This is a genomic window from Burkholderia reimsis, from assembly GCF_003294055.1.
In the GTDB taxonomy this organism is placed as follows: domain Bacteria; phylum Pseudomonadota; class Gammaproteobacteria; order Burkholderiales; family Burkholderiaceae; genus Burkholderia; species Burkholderia cepacia.
The window spans coordinates 132344-149836 of the sequence record NZ_QMFZ01000015.1 but is presented as its reverse complement, the minus strand read 5'-3'; the positions used below and the strand labels follow the sequence as shown (position 1 = coordinate 149836).

15 protein-coding genes are annotated in these 17493 nt (G+C 61.4%); 1 reads left to right on the top strand and 14 read right to left on the bottom strand.

Annotated elements, in window-relative coordinates; genetic code table 11:
* Positions 1-465: a hypothetical protein gene (locus DPV79_RS19105; protein WP_113046181.1), complete on the bottom strand. Its 465-nt coding sequence runs from the start codon at positions 463-465 to the stop codon at positions 1-3.
* A gap of 854 nt (positions 466-1319) precedes the next feature.
* Between DPV79_RS19105 and DPV79_RS19100 the strand changes: the two genes are divergently transcribed.
* A complete protein-coding gene (locus DPV79_RS19100) occupies positions 1320-1751 on the top strand; it encodes a hypothetical protein (RefSeq protein ID WP_113046180.1) in 432 nt (143 codons plus the stop codon).
* 251 nt (positions 1752-2002) lie between these two features.
* Here DPV79_RS19100 and DPV79_RS19095 read toward each other — a convergent pair whose 3' ends face one another.
* The 13 genes from DPV79_RS19095 to DPV79_RS19030 all read right to left on the bottom strand — a co-directional run bounded on the left by DPV79_RS19095 (position 2003) and on the right by DPV79_RS19030 (position 17492).
* Positions 2003-3016 (bottom strand): relaxase/mobilization nuclease domain-containing protein, encoded by a 1014-nt coding sequence (locus DPV79_RS19095; RefSeq protein ID WP_113046179.1) that lies wholly within the window; start codon positions 3014-3016, stop codon positions 2003-2005.
* A gap of 1 nt (position 3017) precedes the next feature.
* Complete coding sequence (locus DPV79_RS19090) at positions 3018-3554, bottom strand: plasmid stabilization protein (protein WP_113046178.1); 537 nt, start codon at positions 3552-3554, stop codon at positions 3018-3020.
* Between the two features lie 8 nt (positions 3555-3562).
* Positions 3563-5086, bottom strand: coding sequence for an LPD7 domain-containing protein (locus DPV79_RS19085; RefSeq protein WP_113046177.1), 1524 nt, complete (start codon positions 5084-5086; stop codon positions 3563-3565).
* A 56-nt stretch (positions 5087-5142) separates the two neighbouring features.
* Entirely contained in the window at positions 5143-6996 is a 1854-nt protein-coding gene (locus DPV79_RS19080; protein WP_113046176.1) for a PriCT-2 domain-containing protein, read from the bottom strand.
* On the bottom strand, positions 6993-8711 hold the full coding sequence (locus DPV79_RS19075) for a type IV secretory system conjugative DNA transfer family protein (RefSeq protein WP_113046175.1): 1719 nt from the start codon (positions 8709-8711) through the stop codon (positions 6993-6995). Before DPV79_RS19075 ends, DPV79_RS19080 begins: the two co-directional genes overlap by 4 nt.
* Entirely contained in the window at positions 8708-9082 is a 375-nt protein-coding gene (locus DPV79_RS19070; protein WP_113046174.1) for a hypothetical protein, read from the bottom strand. Before DPV79_RS19070 ends, DPV79_RS19075 begins: the two co-directional genes overlap by 4 nt.
* A 9-nt stretch (positions 9083-9091) precedes the next feature.
* Entirely contained in the window at positions 9092-10210 is a 1119-nt protein-coding gene (gene virB11 / locus DPV79_RS19065) for a P-type DNA transfer ATPase VirB11 (protein ID WP_113046173.1), read from the bottom strand.
* Positions 10207-11433, bottom strand: coding sequence for a type IV secretion system protein VirB10 (gene virB10, locus DPV79_RS19060; RefSeq protein WP_113046172.1), 1227 nt, complete (start codon positions 11431-11433; stop codon positions 10207-10209). Before virB10 ends, virB11 begins: the two co-directional genes overlap by 4 nt.
* Positions 11426-12250, bottom strand: coding sequence for a TrbG/VirB9 family P-type conjugative transfer protein (locus DPV79_RS19055; protein ID WP_113046171.1), 825 nt, complete (start codon positions 12248-12250; stop codon positions 11426-11428). Before DPV79_RS19055 ends, virB10 begins: the two co-directional genes overlap by 8 nt.
* Positions 12247-12942, bottom strand: a complete 696-nt coding sequence (locus DPV79_RS19050) for a VirB8 family type IV secretion system protein (RefSeq protein ID WP_113046170.1) — start codon at positions 12940-12942, stop codon at positions 12247-12249. Before DPV79_RS19050 ends, DPV79_RS19055 begins: the two co-directional genes overlap by 4 nt.
* A gap of 209 nt (positions 12943-13151) precedes the next feature.
* Complete coding sequence (gene virB5 / locus DPV79_RS19040) at positions 13152-13847, bottom strand: P-type DNA transfer protein VirB5 (RefSeq protein ID WP_113046206.1); 696 nt, start codon at positions 13845-13847, stop codon at positions 13152-13154.
* Between the two features lie 16 nt (positions 13848-13863).
* Positions 13864-15027: a TrbL/VirB6 family protein gene (locus tag DPV79_RS19035; protein ID WP_113046168.1), complete on the bottom strand. Its 1164-nt coding sequence runs from the start codon at positions 15025-15027 to the stop codon at positions 13864-13866.
* Complete coding sequence (locus DPV79_RS19030) at positions 15024-17492, bottom strand: VirB4 family type IV secretion/conjugal transfer ATPase (RefSeq protein ID WP_113046167.1); 2469 nt, start codon at positions 17490-17492, stop codon at positions 15024-15026. Before DPV79_RS19030 ends, DPV79_RS19035 begins: the two co-directional genes overlap by 4 nt.
* Position 17493: the final 1 nt, after the last annotated feature.

Sequence of the window (17493 nt, the reverse complement as noted above, 5' to 3'; positions counted from 1 at the left end):
CTACAGGTTCTCGGTGTCCGGCGCAATCTCGAACGAGAATGCATCCTGAATCAACATGCCCCCCGAATTGGTCGTCGCCCTTCGTCTATCCTTTCGGTCTCGATTCTCTGTTTGATCGACAGTCGGTGGTCTCATTTGCTTCGGCTTCTTGATTCGCGGTGACGCAGTAACCTGACCCGGCGAGGCGGCTCTTTCTACATGCCCGGCCTTGTGATCTTTCGCTACGCGCTGCATCGCGTAGCGCAAAGTGCTGGCGCTGATGTCGACGCCCTCTTCTGCCAGTTGCTGAACGATTTCTTCGAATGTGTAGCCCTTCTGTTGCGCGCCGTTGATCTGCGGCCGCATTGCATTCACCGCCTCACGCACAGTGACATGATGCTCGTGTGCAGGCTTTGGTGGCAGCGCGTCGAGACGGCGAGCTACCGCGTCCCATTGCGCTTGGGTATAGTGCTTTACGACCGGCATGATCCCCCTCGACACACTGCCTTAATACCATCTTGCTTATGGTAGAGATGGCCGTCAATGCCCGAAAACGAGCCGAACTTCGCACATCGGATCGCACAAGAATGGGCCGGAATTGCACGGCATCACAAAATATTTTTTGTCGTCGCGCCGAGGCAACACGAACTCGCGATCGACGATGCCTTAAGTAGAAAACGACAATTGGAATCGGATGAATCTGATCACGTGAGCGAAGATCGTGGAGCGAGCCTCTGTATTCGACCGATGCGAATTGCTCCGCATCCGTGCTGCTGCCTACTGGTTGAGTTCGTGCTCGCACTGATGCTGTCACGTGTTCAATCAGTCGTTTCCGTTGCACCGTGTATGACGGATCCGATCGCTCATGTCGCTCACAACACTTCGTTTTTCTACGTCACCTGGCCAAAGGATTGACATGACGCAACCCGTGCTGTCTGCGGTTTTTTGCTTACATGCGGATCGTCTTGTTGCGCGAGACGTGCACCCTTCCCTCGCGCCGTGGACGCGTCTTTTTGCAGCCACCGCTCAATCTTTCTGCATGAGCACACCGCGTCGCGCGTGGTATTTGACAAACGGCAAGATGAAAGGACAAAAGACAAAGGACGGCAGGATAGGCTTGCGCCGATTTTTGGCACCATTGCGATGCTCCTCGAAAAATCACGTCCGATCCCATGTCCCACGTTCGACCTGCTGAATTTTTCGAAGTCGAGATCGCTCGTTCACGGCGTAGCAGTCTATATTGGAAGGAGGGACAGTCGACACATCACATTTCCCCGCGGAGCCCTTCATGTCGGCAAAGGGGGCATCCTGATCGGGGCGACAGTCTGGAGGAATATCCCGTGGAATTTCTCAAACTCGCGATCATCTTTGGTACCGTCATCGCGATTGCAAAAGGCATTCAGCTTTTTAGTCGTCACTCGCGACACCAGTACGGTTACAGCTTCTTCACGGCACGTGGGTTTTGGCTTGCCGCAGTCGGTATCAATCTCACATGGTGGGGATACGTCGGATGGGGAACCGCACTACTGCATCACGAACCGACGTGGACGGGCCTCGCTCTCATGACCATGGGGCTTGCGGTAGTCGTCCGGTTGATCTACGAAAACGTCAGGAACACGGCGCCCATTTTCGGCATTCCCGGGTCGATCCTGCAGCTTGTGCTGTTTTTTCCGGTGGCAATCTACGGCATCCCGCTTCTCGCGATCACGTTCCTGTTTCTGCTCGCCCTGACATTCAAGGTCGGGCCAGCGTGGTTTTTCGATCGCGAATGAACCCCGCGACTTGAGATGGCAGTCTCAAGTCGCGACACAACGGGCAATATCCTCGGCACTGTTCAAGCTTGCCGCCAACCGGCGGCCGACGGATTATCCGGGGTCCAGCGTAGAAGACCGCGTCGCATGTGGCAAAAAAGGCGCCGCGTACCCAACCAGGCGCGAACTTTCCATACACCCGGGATTTGGCTCGCAAGTACGATAGCTGTCGATCCGCGGCATGATAACGACAGCCATCGTCGCCCTGACCGTCAACGTTCCACATCCTGCCTGGCGTCGCCTGAACGCTCGAAGGTATCTGGCAGCTGACGATCCGGCATCTCGCTCCTGTCATCCGGCACACGTCCTACCATTGGTCGATCTCGTTGCACCGGCATGGACCCAACGAAGTACGCCATTTCAATGGCCATCGCGCGATCCTCGCGGACACCCGACCTCGCCATTGCGTACGCAATTTCTCGCCAGGCGGTAAATACTCCACCTTGCGCGACCCATACCGCATCGCGCTGAGCATCGGTCGGCATTGATTTCCAGTACCTCGGCGTTTCGCCACGCGCAACCATATGGACGACGGGCTGCTTCGGGTAGCGCTGCGCCACGCCGCGAACCCGCCGAGGCGTCGCATTTGCCTCGACACCGTGCTCACGCAGCTTCTCCGCAAAACGCTCACGCCATCGCTGAAGATCCTTATGGCGGGGATTCAGGCGATGGCCGTCCGGACCACGTACCTGTACGCTCAGATGCACATGCGGATGCGCTTCGTCATTGTGCGCGGCGAAAACGTATGCCCTGCCGTCGCCGAACTCAAGTGCCGCGAAATCTCGTGCCGCATCGCGCACTGCTTTCCGATCCGTTCCCGGTGGCATAGACAGCAGGATGTTGAAAGTCTCGCGGCGCTTGCTGGTCTCGGGGATGCCCCACCCGCCGAGTTGCCAGGTCTTCACGAGATCGCTCACCGCATCCTTGCCTTCAATACGGTCACCGTTCTGATCCTCCAGTTCGATCCGGCCGTTACGAGAGATATAGCGCAGATGTCGGCGTACCGCTCCCATGCCCTGCGCACTCGCCGCCTTGTTGGTGATCTTGACCATGACTTCCGGGGAGCGCCCCAGCGTGCGGGCGACCTGCGCGCGCATGCGAGCGGCAGCGTCGCGAATGCCCACATGTGAGAGCCGCGACGCTTGCGCATGTCGTAGCGGATCATGAAATAGGCGGTCACCCCAGTTCACGAGCATCGCGTCGATGTAGATTTTCGGGTATGGCATGTCAGCGGCTCCATCGATCGAGGTTCGCGCGCATGATCGCGGCCGCCGTACGCAGGTGTTCGTCAACACGCTTTCGCAATTCCGCCCATTCGGACACCAAATCTCGACGCACTGGCTCGGTTTCGTCGGCGCGTGCGAGTTGACCCAACAACCGGCCGATCTCAGCAAGTCGCCGGTTCGATTCGAATAGCGCATTCAACTCGCGCTCGCCCAACTGCGGTTCCCGGGTCAATTGTGCCCGAACCAGCGACACGATCCAGCGATTACTGCGCAGGCCCATTGCTGTGGCGCATCGTTCAACCGCATTCAACTCCGCACTCGTCAGTCGAATTTCGATGCGATGATGCCGCTCCCCAACGATCGGTCGAGGCAAGCGCCACATAGTCGTGCCGGATTCGCCGTCCGCATCGTCACGGATGGCCGTTGCGATCAACTGACGCACGCCTTCGCCCGCCGTCACACCTCGGCGAGCACACCAGGCGTCCCAGCGCAACCTGATTGCCCCAAGTTCGACGCACAAGCGCTCGCGCACGACCACGACTTGCCTCAGCGAGACGGTGATGACGGCGACGGCTCGGCTGGCGTGCGCTCGATCCCGCGGGCAGGCGTGCGTTCGGGCGCGTGATGCTTGCGACGATCCCGCCCCGATGGCGCGTTCGGATCGAATACTTTCGGCGTCGGGACTGGAACGCCCTCGCGCTGGAATGCCTCGAGCATGCGCTCAGCGTGCTGCCGCACACGGGTAACGGAGCGCTCGCTGAAACCCTGTTCGCGCATGGCGGCCGTCAGCACGGCGACATGCAATGCCCGTTCGCTGCCCAAATGGCGCGCATCGTGATTGCCGTGCAGCTCTGCCTCGTCGACTGGAGCACCGAGAGAATCTGTAGATCGGGCGTGGCCATCCTGCGGATGGTCCGGCTTCTGCGCGACTGCAACGTCATGGCCCCGCTGCATGACCTCTACCTGCCAGGTATTGCGATGCACGGCCTTCTCTTCTTCACCGATCACCCTTCCTTCCTCATTCAGGATCGGCATTCGCACGGTGACAAGCCGTTTGCCGAGATTTTCGAGCGTCACCTGCTGCCCGATCTCGGCATTCGCCTCGCGGACCGCACGCTCGAGATCGACACCCCACACCACCTGATCAACGCCCGCCACATCGCGAAACACGACGTAGTACGAGTCGCTGCGCGCTGGATTGTGCTGATACGGGGCGCCGCCATGCTCACGCAGTTCTCCAACGTATCGCCGCGGGAGATCGGCTTCGTCGTTTGCAGCACTCTGGCTGCCTTCAGGAATAGGCGGTTCCGATGCCGACACACGGACCGATGTGGATGGAGAGTTTGGGTCGCCATTCGAGCCTACGTCGACTCGGGGCGCGCTTGAAACCATAGCCGGATTATCTGCGCGAGCTGGCGCGCTCGTGGCAGTTGGCGCCCCGACCTGCTCGACCACCGCGATGCGATTGTCCAACCTTGCCTGCCGTGCATCAGCCAGCCGCGCCAGATCTGCCGCTTTCGGCTCGTAGCCGTTCACTTCAATGCCAAGCAATGTGCCCTGCAACCACACCTCCGTACGAAACACCTCGTGGCCCGACACACGAATGCGCCGCCACGATTTCGCGTGCACCATGTCAATCATCGACTCGACCACATCCGGCCGGTTGTGCTCGGTGACGAGGTATGGCCCTAAATCTTCGAACGCGAGCTGATACGGTGCGTCCTTCAGGAAATACTGATTGCCCGCGCGCAAGTAGCGCTTGCGTACGCGTTCGGGCGGTTGGTCGAGCGGCATACTGGTCGCTTCCATGTCGGCCGGCGCCCCGCTCGGCGATCGCGTCTCGGCCCTCTGCAGCGTGGTGGCATCGTCACGGATTGCCTGCTCCCGCAATCGTGCCCGAGCGGCATCGAACTCACGTCGGCGTCGAGCCGATACGGCAGCTATTGCAGCCGATTCCAGCCTGCTCCGACGTTCGTCCGACGTAGCCGGTCCGCCACTGTTGATCGGCAAATCCTGTTCGATCACGTTGATAACCGGATCGGCATCGCCCGGGGAAGTTCTCAGAGCCATGTAGCACCTCGCATTCTAGAGATCGGCGTTGAATGTCGACGCTATCCTGGTGTGCCTTATCTGTCAGGCATTGAACCGGCTTCGCGCGACGCTTCCTGTTCCCGCGACTTTTCCAGTGCGGCCGCACGCGCTTCGCGGATGCGCGTCCAGGATCTCGCCTGCAACTGATCGAGCATCGCCTCCAGATTGGGGCTGTAATTCAACTCACGTGCCGACTTCTTCAGCGAACCCACCATACGTTCGAGCAGATCGCGCGCCCGGTCCCACGGATAGACCTTCGCGTGGCCCCCCTCATAACCCACTTGCAACTCGGATCCGTTCAGCCGGGAGTTTTCATCCATCCATTTCAGACGGTCGGACACAAACGTCATCCGATCTTTGCGGTGGAACACGACACTGCGTGTCGCGACTTCCTGGATCAGGTAGTGTTCCGTGTTGAACACCTCTCCCCGATAGGGGCCGCCGTTTTCGCGCGGCGCGCCTAGCCTCAGCGGTGAGCCAAACCGATGCTCCGCGAGCGCCTTGACCTCATTTGGAACGTCACCAACGCCAAACAGCGGCTCGCCGATTGGCGGACGCGTCGACGCAAATCGAGGCAGATCGGCAGCCGATGGCGCCGCAACCGGCAGAACGTCAGGCGGAGAGTCCACCGTGAGTGATGCCGAGCCAGATGCACGATCCGTTGCCGACACATCCGGCGTCGCCTGTTTCGGTGCACCGCGCTTTGAGGGCCGACGACGCGACGCGCCGTCATCTTCTGCCAGCAGTTTTTCCTTGACGTTGCTCATTTTTCCGCTCTCCTCATGCTCATCGAACTCACCCACGCTCACACCGGATTCTGTGGAGATTTCCGATTGACCATCTGCCCTTGCAACAGAACGCACCATGGCACGCAGGTATTCACCGACCACTTCAGATCCGCTCAGCACCACCATGTCGCTGAAGTCGTTCGGCACCAGGTCGTGGATGCGCGCATCTGTGGCGAACCGCGGCCAAACCAGATGCGCCCTGGCATCTTCCGCCGCCCGCCGCGCCTGCGTCTCGCCACTACCCAGTTCACCCAGCACGATCAGTTCCGTAGCGGGATACTGTTCACGCAAACTCTGCGCCACCAGTCCCAGGTTCCCGCTAGACAGTGCCGCTGTCGCGAACCAGCCAGTGGCTCTTGAAGCCGCCAAAGCCGTCGCCATACCTTCCGCGATTAGAACCCGCGAGGGTGCGCTGGCCGGAACCCATATCGGCTCCGTCGTCCAATGTCCCCCTCGCTTCGCGCCGCCAGCTAGGGACGATTTGCGCCCGTGTTCGTCGATCAGTTCGAGCGTCGAGATCGATCCATTCCAGACCGGCACGATCAAAACACGTCCATTCAGCGGTACTTCCTCACTGGCCGGCAGGTAGCCAAGTAGCGCACGCAGTTCAAGTGCATCGAGCTCGCGCAGCGTGTATGTAGGTTCAAGGCGCTTACGTACAAGATAGGGATGGTCCGGGCCGACTGGCCTCGCCCACTGCCAGATCGATGCGGCCTCGTGGGCAACAGCTGCGTGACGGGCGTGCAGTTGAGCTTCCTGCCGTGCGCGCTGAGCCAACACCGCGGGTGGCGCCGCGAGTATCGCGGTCGTGCGATCCGGATAATTCGCCCGCTTCAGATCGAAGCCGTGCTGACGCGCCTGCCAGAAAAGCGTAGCGAGTGTCTTGCCACCCGAGGCACTGGCCGAGCGCCATGTGGTCCGGGCCGCACGCTCGTTGTAGTTGGCTGCGGTCCGGCTCCACGCGTCCCAGATTTCAAAGCCTTCGTCACCGAATCCTTGCTTGAGCGCGAACGCCATGTCGACCCAAGTCTGGTAGTCGTCAGCCGGAATGACGGCAAGCGCTGCTCGTGCACGGTCCGCATCAAGCACATTGGGTATCATTGCCGGGCTCCCACGACGGGCGGACCGCTCACGGCCACCCGGCGCGCCGGTTCAACAAAATCGAGTTCAGCCACATCAAGATCGCTCACGCTAAGGCAACGTCTCGCCTGCTCAACCTTGCTTGCCGGCACACCCAGCAGCATGAAATGCCGCTCCACGTATGCCACAGCCTCCTCCTCGCTGATGTCTGCGAGGTTCGTCGGCAGATCACGCGGATTCCACGCCTGCAATACTTCCAGGTACTCGTGCGGAAGATGGATGAGCCCCGCGCCCTCCGGGTCGAGCTCAACAGGATGCAGGTCACGCAATCGGCGCTCGACCACCGCAGAGAAATGCGCCATGTTCAGGGCGGGCACGGACGGCGCGGGCACGACGCGGGACGCAAACTCGGGATCGCGCCAATAGCAAATCTTGTCGGCCAAAATCGGCTTGGTGTTTTCGAGCAAGATGATTTCCTTATCTCGCTCCAGTTCCTTCAACTCCTGGGGCAACAGCAACGGCCGACGCTGTTCGGATACGCTTTCGCTCGAGCCACCCCGGCCGCCGAAGAATGCGTTCGGGCGGCTCACGCTGCGCGACTGGTCCGTGAACGTACCGAGCATTTCCGAGTATTCGTTGGCGTCCTTCTGCTCGCGCGGTGCATAGAGGATCTGCATCGCGTGGTTCGTGATGATGGTACGGGCATCGGATCGCCCGTAAACGGATTCGAATTGCGCGATCGATTGCACGATCGACAGCACGCGCAGGTTGAAGCCCGGCATATAGGCAATCGCGCGCGGAAGAATGTGGATCTTTCCGATTGCTGTCATCTCATCGAACAAAAGCAGGCACTGGAACTTGAGTGTCGGATCGGCTTCGGGCAGTTGCTTCGTGTTCAGGTTGATAATCTGCGAAAAGAGCAGGTTCACGATCAAGGCCGCTTCCGACAGATGGTCGGGCGTGACACCGATATAGATGGAAATACGTCGGCGCCGCAGATCACGCGGATCAAAATCGCTCGCGCTCGTTGCTGCGTCGACAATCGGGTCGGACCAGATCGTCAGCGGCGCATTGAAGGTCGCCAACACGCTCGCCAGCACCTTGTCGTCATTGGACAGGAAGCGATTCAGTGCATCCACGCATTGTTGCGAGAGCAAGCCACGATGCCGGACCAGCGCTCGCTGCAAATAGGTTTTGACCGGCATGCCATTGCCCGACGACTGCCGCAGCACTTCGCCCATCGTGACGGGAAAATCGGGAGTCGACGCATCCTTGCCGGCCCGGTGTGCATCGCGCCATTCGCACAGCAGAAGCACGATACCGAGGAACAGATTTCGCGCCTGATCTTTCCAGAAGTCGTCATGGCCGCCGGGTGGGTACAGTGCATAGCCGATCGCGAGAATGTCGCCCACCCGGAACAAGCCATCGGAGATCGCCGACAGCGGGTTGTAGCGGTGTGTCCGGCCATCTTCGGCAAACGGATTGAACAGATACACATGCTGCCCATGCGCGCGGCGAAAGCCGGCTGTGGCCGCATAGTTTTCCTGCTTGATGTCGAGCACCACCACCGAATCGGGAAAGGTGAGAAGATTCGGGATGACTACACCGACACCCTTGCCGGAGCGGGCAGGCGCAGCAAGCAGCACGAACTGCTGACCTGCAAACCGCAGATAGCGGCCGCGCCATACCCCCACGACAATCGCAGGCGACGTATTGAGAGGGGCACGCGTCGTCATAGCAGCCCTGCCTGCCGGATTTCCGACTCGTTCGCAAACCGCGCACTGCCATAGAGACGACGTCGATGCGAGCTCGCCCATAGCGCATGGAAGCCCAATACCGAACCACCCAAGGACACGAGTACACTGAACAGCGCCGCCCCCACGAGCTTGCGCCCGACGCTCGGCATCATCCCGTCTCGCCACGTCAGCGCGGCATCGAGCCAGCCCCACATTCCCGCATGCAGCGGATTAATGCGCAGGCTGGCATAGAGGAGGAACGACGCGAACCAGAGCGACGCTGCCAGTCCCGCCATCAGACAAGCCAGCGCGACCAACGTCACGACCGCCGTCCGAATATGCTGGCGCAAAGGCGAAGATGGATGATCCATGGCCGCCCCCTATACAAACGCGGTGCGCGCCTTGCGCCCCGGATCGAACCAGACTTCGGTCAGGCCCCAGCGCCTGCCGGTCTGCTCACCCTCTGCGTCGAACACCGGACGTGACTCCATGTGCGCGACGACATCGACTGTCAGGAACAGCAGCCTCTTGAGTGCGGCATCGTCCCAGGCGGCGGCCTCCGGATGTTCCTTTGCCATCAGCGCGAATCGCTCGATCGCGACGGTCACATTGGGCGCGTGATAGCTCGTGATCGACCCTGCATGCCCTGTCGTCAGAAGCTTCAGGAATTCGTAGGCTTCGGCACCGCGCAGTTCGGCCAACAGCACGCGATCCGGGCGCATGCGCATCGCGCTTGCAATCAGGTCCGCGGGCGTCACCTGCGCGTGGCCATGCCCGCCCTTGCTGTATAGAAGATGCACGCAGTTCTCGACGTGCCGGATGAATAGCTCCCGGACGTCCTCGATCGTCACGATCCGCTCGGTCGCAGGAATCGAGCGGCACAGGGTCTTCATGAAACTGGTCTTGCCGGACCCTGTATTGCCGACCACCGCGATGTTGCGTTTTCCCGTGACAGCGTGCTCGAAGAAGGGAACCCAATCATGCTCTTCCAGGCATTGGACGAGATTGCGGTCTTCTGCGGACAAGTCCGCCAAAGCTGAGTCGAGCCCGTCCGGCCTACGCCATACCGTCGCATCGAACAATCCCTCGTCGCGACACGCATCGAGCGTCTTCTCGTCTGGGGACGGGCGGCGGATCGTGACCGACACCGTCCGCGCCGGCACGACCGGCGGAACCACGATCTGGATACGCGCGTCGTCCGGCAACAGCGCCGATAGAATCGGATGCTGCGACGATACTTCCTGGTTGGTCAGGGTGGCGACCGAGATCGCGAATGACATCAGCCGCTCGAAATCGAGATCGGCGTAGTCGTGGCCGTGCCAACCGACCGAGTTCTCGGTCAACACGCGCTGCGGCCGATTGATCACCAGTTCAGTCACGTCGGGATCGTCGAGCAGCGGCGCGAACGGTCGCATCAGTTCGCGCACGGATGCGTCCTCGGGTAACCGAGCCAGCACCACGCCGCGCGACGCATCCAGCAGGGGCGAGTGAGTCATCATCGTGTGCCCTCCGGCTGCAGGGCATACACCGAGCCGAAGTCGAGATCGCGCGCAATCACGATCGTGAACTCTGCGCCCTGGTTCTGGGTGAGCGTCGGTGGAATACCGATCGTGCTGTCGAGCACGCGCGTGGCCATGTCGTTGCCCTGCTGTTGTGTGCTCTGGAACACCACCGATCCGTTGGTGTTGCCGCCGCGCGTCGACAGATAGCCAATCGCGTCCTGGGTAACGCCAAGCAGCATTGCTGCACCAATGCGCTGACTCCAGTGGTTGTCCACGTAGCCGTCGATGCCCATGCGGCCGAGTGCGTCGGCCGCCGGCGAATCGATCTCGACCGTGACACCGTTGGGTGTCTTGATACGGGCCGACAGCACGAATACCCGCTTCTGTCCCGGAGACATGTTCGAGCGATACTGGCTGTTGATCTGCGATCCTCGTTCGATCAGCACGACGTTGCCATCGTCGGAATACACGTTCTTAGTCACCGTGCAGGTCGACAAGCCAGCCTCGGTCGAATCAAACGCCGTATCGCCCGCGCAGTCGATCTTGGCGCCCTGCGCAAGCATCAGGCTCCGATTGCCGAGCGTCCCGGCCTGAACACGCGGTGTCACAGTCGGCATCAGCGCCTGGGCAAGCCCGCCCCCCATCTGCCCCGAACCTTGAGCTGACGCGCCTGCACCACCGTTTCCGCCGGCGGTAAGCGGGAAAGGTGCACCACCCGACCCCGGCACGCCTGGCGCCACACCCGCGAGTTCCTGCCCACCGCCCGTTGCAAGCAGCGGCGCATCGTAGTAGCTGCGAGGTGTCGCAGCATGTGCGATATGAGCAGGCGTGACCACACCCAAAGTCGATGCGGGACGCACAGCAACCGCGCTTGCTGGGACCGTGGCCGAGGCTGCGCTACCGGCCGACGACGCGGGCAGATCGTTGAACATGCGTCCCTGGGAAGACGTACCGGCCATCGAATCGCGGCGCGCCTTCGCTTCGGCATCGTGCCGCGTGAGAAAACCGTGTACGGTCCAGACGGCACCCGCCCCAACGATCAGCACGATCACGATAGGCGTCAACCACCAGGCGCGCGGGCGTGCACCACGGTATTGCCCCAACGCTGGCATACCGCGATCAGCGGAAGCATTTGATGCGCCCGCGTTCTGGCCACCTTCAGACTGACGGTCGGAGCCATCGTCTGGCTCAATCACGTTGTGCGGGGTATCGTCATTCATCTCGATGGCTCCGCAGAATGCGCTTCACCCCGTTGACCGTCGTGCCGTCATGAGCCGGCACGCCGTCGATGTCGTATGCGTCATTCCAGATTCCAACGACCTCTCGTGCGAGCCGCAACACGAATCGCTTCGCCACCTCGTGTATGACGATCGTGTCGCCGTCGATGTGCTTGTCGACCACGCTTTCCGTACCGTCGTCGGCCACCCGAAAAATCGCCGGCATGCGGCGGTTGTTCGGGATACGCAGATACGTAAAACGTCCGTCGTCCCATGCCGCGGTCGGTGCGATATCGTCGGAGCTCGGCATCACCTGCATCGAATACCGTGCGTTACGCACGGCTGCCGGCTGCGCCAGACGCTTCGCAACCAACTCGACGTCCGATTCCCTCGACGCCCGCTTCGCCAACTCGTCCGGATAGACGAAAGTCACGCGATACATCACGCGGTCATTGCCGAACCTCGACTTCAGCGGAAGCACCACGAGATCAAAGCTGTAGCTGTGCCGGTCGGTGCGAATTTCGAGATTCGAATCGTGGGCGGCAAGCTGCGGTTTCAGGTACACATCGTGATCGCCCTTGTTCGCCACCACCTGCCAGCCGTCTCGATCTCCTGGCGCGACCACCTGAATGTGCTCGTGGGAACCCAGCGCGATGTGCGTCGCAAAGCCGCGTTGAGCCTCCACGCGCACCACCTCATCGGCTCGATAGATCACCTGGCGAACGCGCGAGTCGCCGTTCCAACCGGGCAGATCAACCGCCCTCGCGCCCCCCACGAACAGCAGGCTCGCCAGCGCGATGCCGAACGGACGCACTCTCATGGTGTGCCTCCTACTGCCGACGCCGACGGCGTATATTCCGCATCTCGGCTATAGGCTGTGACCTTGAAGCCGAACGGATTGGCGATCGCCACACTCTCACGCGTGAACACGGGCGGCCGGTAGGTATAAGCCAGCGTGATCACGAAACGCTGGGTTGGCTCGGCATGGGCTTCGCCATTCTTGAACGACGTCCGCTCGACGTGCACAACCGCATGGCCGGGTTCGTCGGGCGGCAGCGTGACCGAGAGAATCCGGATGCGCCGCTCGACACCAGCCCCCAACTGCCGATCCAGTGCATCGGGACCACTGTAGATGCCACGGTAATCGCGAGCGACGACGTCATCGCTCATCGTGAGCACGCTGTCGTAGTCCATCTGCAGCAGACCCCAGTCATAACGCTCACGTGCACGCACATAAGTCTCGACCCAGTGCTTATCCTGGATTTCCTTCGTATGCACATGGCGGGCGTCGAGCACGTCGATCACCTGGGACTCGCCCGTCAGGCGATCGACCTCGATGGGCAGAGGCACTACGCGATAGAACGGCACCATCACTGCGAGTGCTACCGTGCTCAGCACGGCAATACCAACTGCAGCGTAAGCGACGTGCCATGCACGACGCTCGGAGCACTCCTGCAGGTGCGTCAGCGACGCCTCGATGTCAAGCACGCGGCCATAACTGTGCGAGCTCATGAGTGATCTCCAGCATCCGGCAACGCAGGCTGGTCCGGAGCAGCCGGCACGGTCGTTGGCACGTCAGGCACGGGCGGTACACGATTGACTGGCACGCGGTGCAGGCCGTCCGGCAATACAGGCTTGGGTGGCCCACTACTGCAGGCGGCAAGACTCCAGACGAGGCACCCGGCAAACGTCAACGAACTCAGTATGGTCATGGTGTCGCCTCAGTTTCCGAATGATGCGGGCACCATCTGGTCCTGGAGCCGGTTCGTCTTACCCGCTCGGCTCAGCACCAGTTCACTTTGCTGCTCGGCTACGAGCTTGTCCTCCGTCTCGGCCAGCATGCGAAAGAGCTGCAGTTTGGTCATCTCGTTGCCGACCGCGGTGGATTCGGTCTGAATGCGCGCTTGCAACTCCGCGACGCCCTTCGGGTCCTGCGTCGCGTTGATCTGTTGCGCAAGACTCTGAATCTGGTCCAGCTCCTGCAGCTCGGTCTGGTATGCCTGCAGGCCGAACGCCTTGTCCTGGTAGGGCTTGTTGAGCGTGCGCCGACACACCTGCTGATCCATCCCAGTCTGGTCCTCGCAGTCGTAGATCCGGTTGGCCGAGCGCAATGCCTGCGCACTGCCCGTCAGGCCCGCGTAGCCGCCGTTCTGGATCGCGGTATAGACGCTCTGCCAGTTCGACGGCAACGAGTTGGCGACGACCGGATTGCTCAGAAGCGCGCCGAAGCCGCGTGTGCCGATCGTCGACTGGTAGATCTGCATTTCTTGCTGCACTTGCTGCTTGAGTTGGCCCACGGTGGCAACGGCCTGCACAACGCTCTGCGCGTCGTAAACCGGGATCCCTTGCGCGTGAGCACCGGAGCACTGCGCCGCACACACGAATGCGACAGTGATCCATTTGCTTCGTCCGTTCATGGTCATTACCTCCTGGTCAGCCGGCCTGCTGGCCCAAATTCGCGCGTGCAGCGCGCTGGTAAGCTGGGGTCCCGCCGCCGCCTGACCCAGATCTCCCGCCCGAACCCGTCCGATCACGAATTTCGCCACCGGAGGGCGGGCCTCGTCCGTTACGGCTGAACGCCCGCCCAATCGCCGTGACGAGGCTTCGCGATGCCATGCCGGCCACAAACGCGCCGAAACCCGACAGAGTGGCGCCGCCAGACAAACCCGCTGCAACCGAAGGCAACTGCCAACCGACCGTCGCGAGGAACATCCCGGTCGCAAAGAGCCCAATCGCGGCCGCCGCTGCGGCGGCATCGTCTAGGGAGGCGGAAACGGCTTGCATCAGGGCTGACGAATCGGCACCGGGTGAACCGTCCGTCACGTGGAACGAAGTGAGATCGGCCGAGAACGCCGTGAGCGCCATACCGAGGAAGGCAGCAACCAGAACCTGTAGCAGCGCGTAATTGGCAACCTTCGCGGTCCACGCTTCGAAAAATCGTGCAGTCGGCGCAAACGCAGCGCACGCGATGAAGATCGGGCCTAGTCCGAGCACAAGATCGAGCAGCATCCTCGCCATCACGACCTCGAAGGCCAGCACGATCAAAAAGATGGCCCCACCGAGCGCAGCAATCAGGCCGCAGAGGAAATCCCCAATCGCGGCGGCCAGACCGCTCGGACTGATTCCCTCATGCGTCGCCTTGTTGAAGTAGGCGTCCATCACGAGGTCGACCTGTTGGTCATAGCAATCGAGCGTCTGGTAAATGCTGGTCGCGGCGCCCTGTCCCGTCACGGTGCTGCCGTTGGCCGACCCGCATCCCGGGTTGCCGCCGCCCGTCGTGTTCGCCGCGTTCTGGATGGTCTGGGCCAGCCCGGTCGTCGCGCCGTTGACGGCGGTGACGACCTGCTGCTGGTAGATCCCGGCGCTCAGCGCGAACGCCAGCGTGATCGACACTTTCAGCCCGCGCCAGGCAAAGGCCGGCACCGCCTCGTGGGCTTCGCCACGCACCACCGCAAGACCATAGGCCAGCACCCAGATCGTGACGCCCGTGGTCACAACCGGCACGAGTGCGCCGGAAAGCGCCGACGATACGGCCGTCACGTAGGTCGACATGCCGTTTTCGAGTGTGCCGCCCACGGCGGTAAAGAGGCCGCTCATCGCGCACCTCCCGACCCGGGTGTCGGCGACAAGCGCGAGTTCGCATGAGCCGCCCGGCGCTTGGCGAGTCGCTCATGAAAAACGGGTAACCAGTCTTTCGGCATATCTCCGACTTCGGCACGGATCGCATCGAGCAACTCGACATTATCGGTCGTGCCGGACAGGACATCGAGCACATCGCCAAGCCCTGCGAGATCGAGTCGGCCGATCGCGGAGCGATGGCCCTGCTTGACGAGGAACAAGCGGCTGCTCTCGCCCAGGTTGCGCACGATATTGAATTCGGCTTCGGTCAGCTTGAAGCCATGCACATAATCGTCGTAGTCGGCACGTGGATTCGGCAGGAAGAAAAACGTCGCACTCTGCTCGATCAGCGCACTGGCGATTTCGCTTCGCAATACGTCGGCCGGTGACTGGGTATCAAAAATCCCCAGCCCGTTCTGCTTGCGAATCGTCTTCTGTTTGTTCTTGGCAAAATCCGTGAAGACTCGGTCCCCGAGCCGCTTCCAGAACTCGGTCATCACATAGATGAAGCGTCGGCCGTCGATCAGGTTTTCGGTCCGATGCAGGAGGTACATCGTCACCGGCGTCGACACCTCGGGATCGTCCAGCAGCTCGGTGTCGTCGAAACCAAACAGTTTCGCGTGCGCCAGATCGATACGATCCGCCGGATTATCGAGTACCCACCCCAGACGTCCGCCCGCGCACCATTTGGCCAACCGAGCATGCAGGCTATTTTCGCCCACGTTCGGTAGAAGCTGCCGCACCATCGACAGACGGCGCAGTGGCTTGTCCATACGCGCGACCTCTCGCACGGCACGTGAGATGTCGAGTTCGTCCTTTGCAGACAACGTCTCGCCAACGTCGACGAGTTTGCGCACGAGGCGCTCCCAGAAATCGATCACCGGCTCATCCGGTGCCATCTGGAACGGATTCAGACCGGTGGGCTCGCCGCGGCGGAACACGGTATAGGTACCGCCCATCGCACGAATCGCGATCTCCGTGCCGCGATCCTTGTCGAACAGCACCGCCGTAAGGTCATACTTGGTCGCCATCGCGAGCAAGAACAGCTCGAGCACCGTCTTGCCCGCTCCAGCCCGGCCGATGATCTGCGTGTTGGCGAGTGCCTTCTCGTCGAGTGAGTCGTGCTTATCCGGTGTCGCGTGAAAGTTCAGATAGAGCGGCTGACCGCTGGGTGTCTTGACGATCGTGATTGCCTCGCCCCACGGATTGCCTTCGCGCTTGCCAGTCGCGAAGTTGTGCAGGCTTGCCAGACCGCAAAAATTGCGCGACGTGAGCTTCGCTTCGCGCGGCCGGTAGCGCCAGTTGGCCGGTAGTTGCGCAAACCAGGCCGCATCAGCCACGAGATCGATTAATGCCGTCTGGAACCCGGCGTCGGCCAGTTGCGTTCGTGCCTTCGCGATGCTTCGAGACACTTCATTCAGCGAGTCGCCGAGCACCGCCAGCGAGTAGTGATACTCGCCAAGAACAAAATTTCCGTTGATCAGGTCATCGAGCGCGCGGTCGATGCCGTCGACCTGGGACAGGGCAACGTCCTCACCGGCGATAAGCTGATTGCGCTGCCGCTCCAACGCCTCCTTCGCCGTGGGTTTATCCAGAATCGTGAAGCTCTGCGTCTCGATATATTCGAAGTCGCCGTACAGCAGGCCATTGAGCATGCCCGGTTCGGTGTCTTCCGGATAATCCTTGAGGTCGAGCATCGCCGCGAACCGCGTTGCCGTCGGCATGCGAATCTCGATTTTTTCGGCACCCACAAAGAGCCGCGAAATCGGCAGCGCCTCGCGAATCGTGCCGGCTGGTACGGGCTCAGATTCCCAGACTCCGTTGACCAGATAGCCCAGCAGTTCCAGCGCTGACGAATAGCGGCGCGAAGTGGCCACAATGGGACTCGGCCGGCGATACACACCGAGCGCGACCGGTTCATAGGGTTTCAGGCTCGCTTCGACCTGAGCGGCGAGCTCCGACATCATCTTCAGTGCGTCGAGTTGATCGCGCCGGATATCGTCGCGCGTGCGGCGTGCCACACGGCTGAAGACACGTCCGAGGCGGGTGCGGTTTGGCCGGTAGACCACCGTCAGATACAACTCGTTGGCCATCATCCGGTAGCCCGCGAAACTCGCGTAGTAACGCGTCGCCAGTTCCTCGCAGAAGCGGTTGCCGTACTGCGTCGAGAATCGGTCCGACACTCGTCGGCGCAGACGATGCGACCACAGCGCCACATGACCGCCCGCCAGTCCGCGCACAAATTGGTTAAACCCCTCATGCCGCGCGAGGATGTCGGCGGGATCGGCTGCCTCGAACGCAATGCCGGCGATCTTCCAGACTTGTAGGTAGTCGCCTTCGCGCGTCTTGATGACGTGGTCGGTCACATGTGTCGAGTACGGGATATAGCCGGCAAGCGGCACTTCCCGGCTCGCGACGGATCCGATGTGCGATTGGCGGGCCATG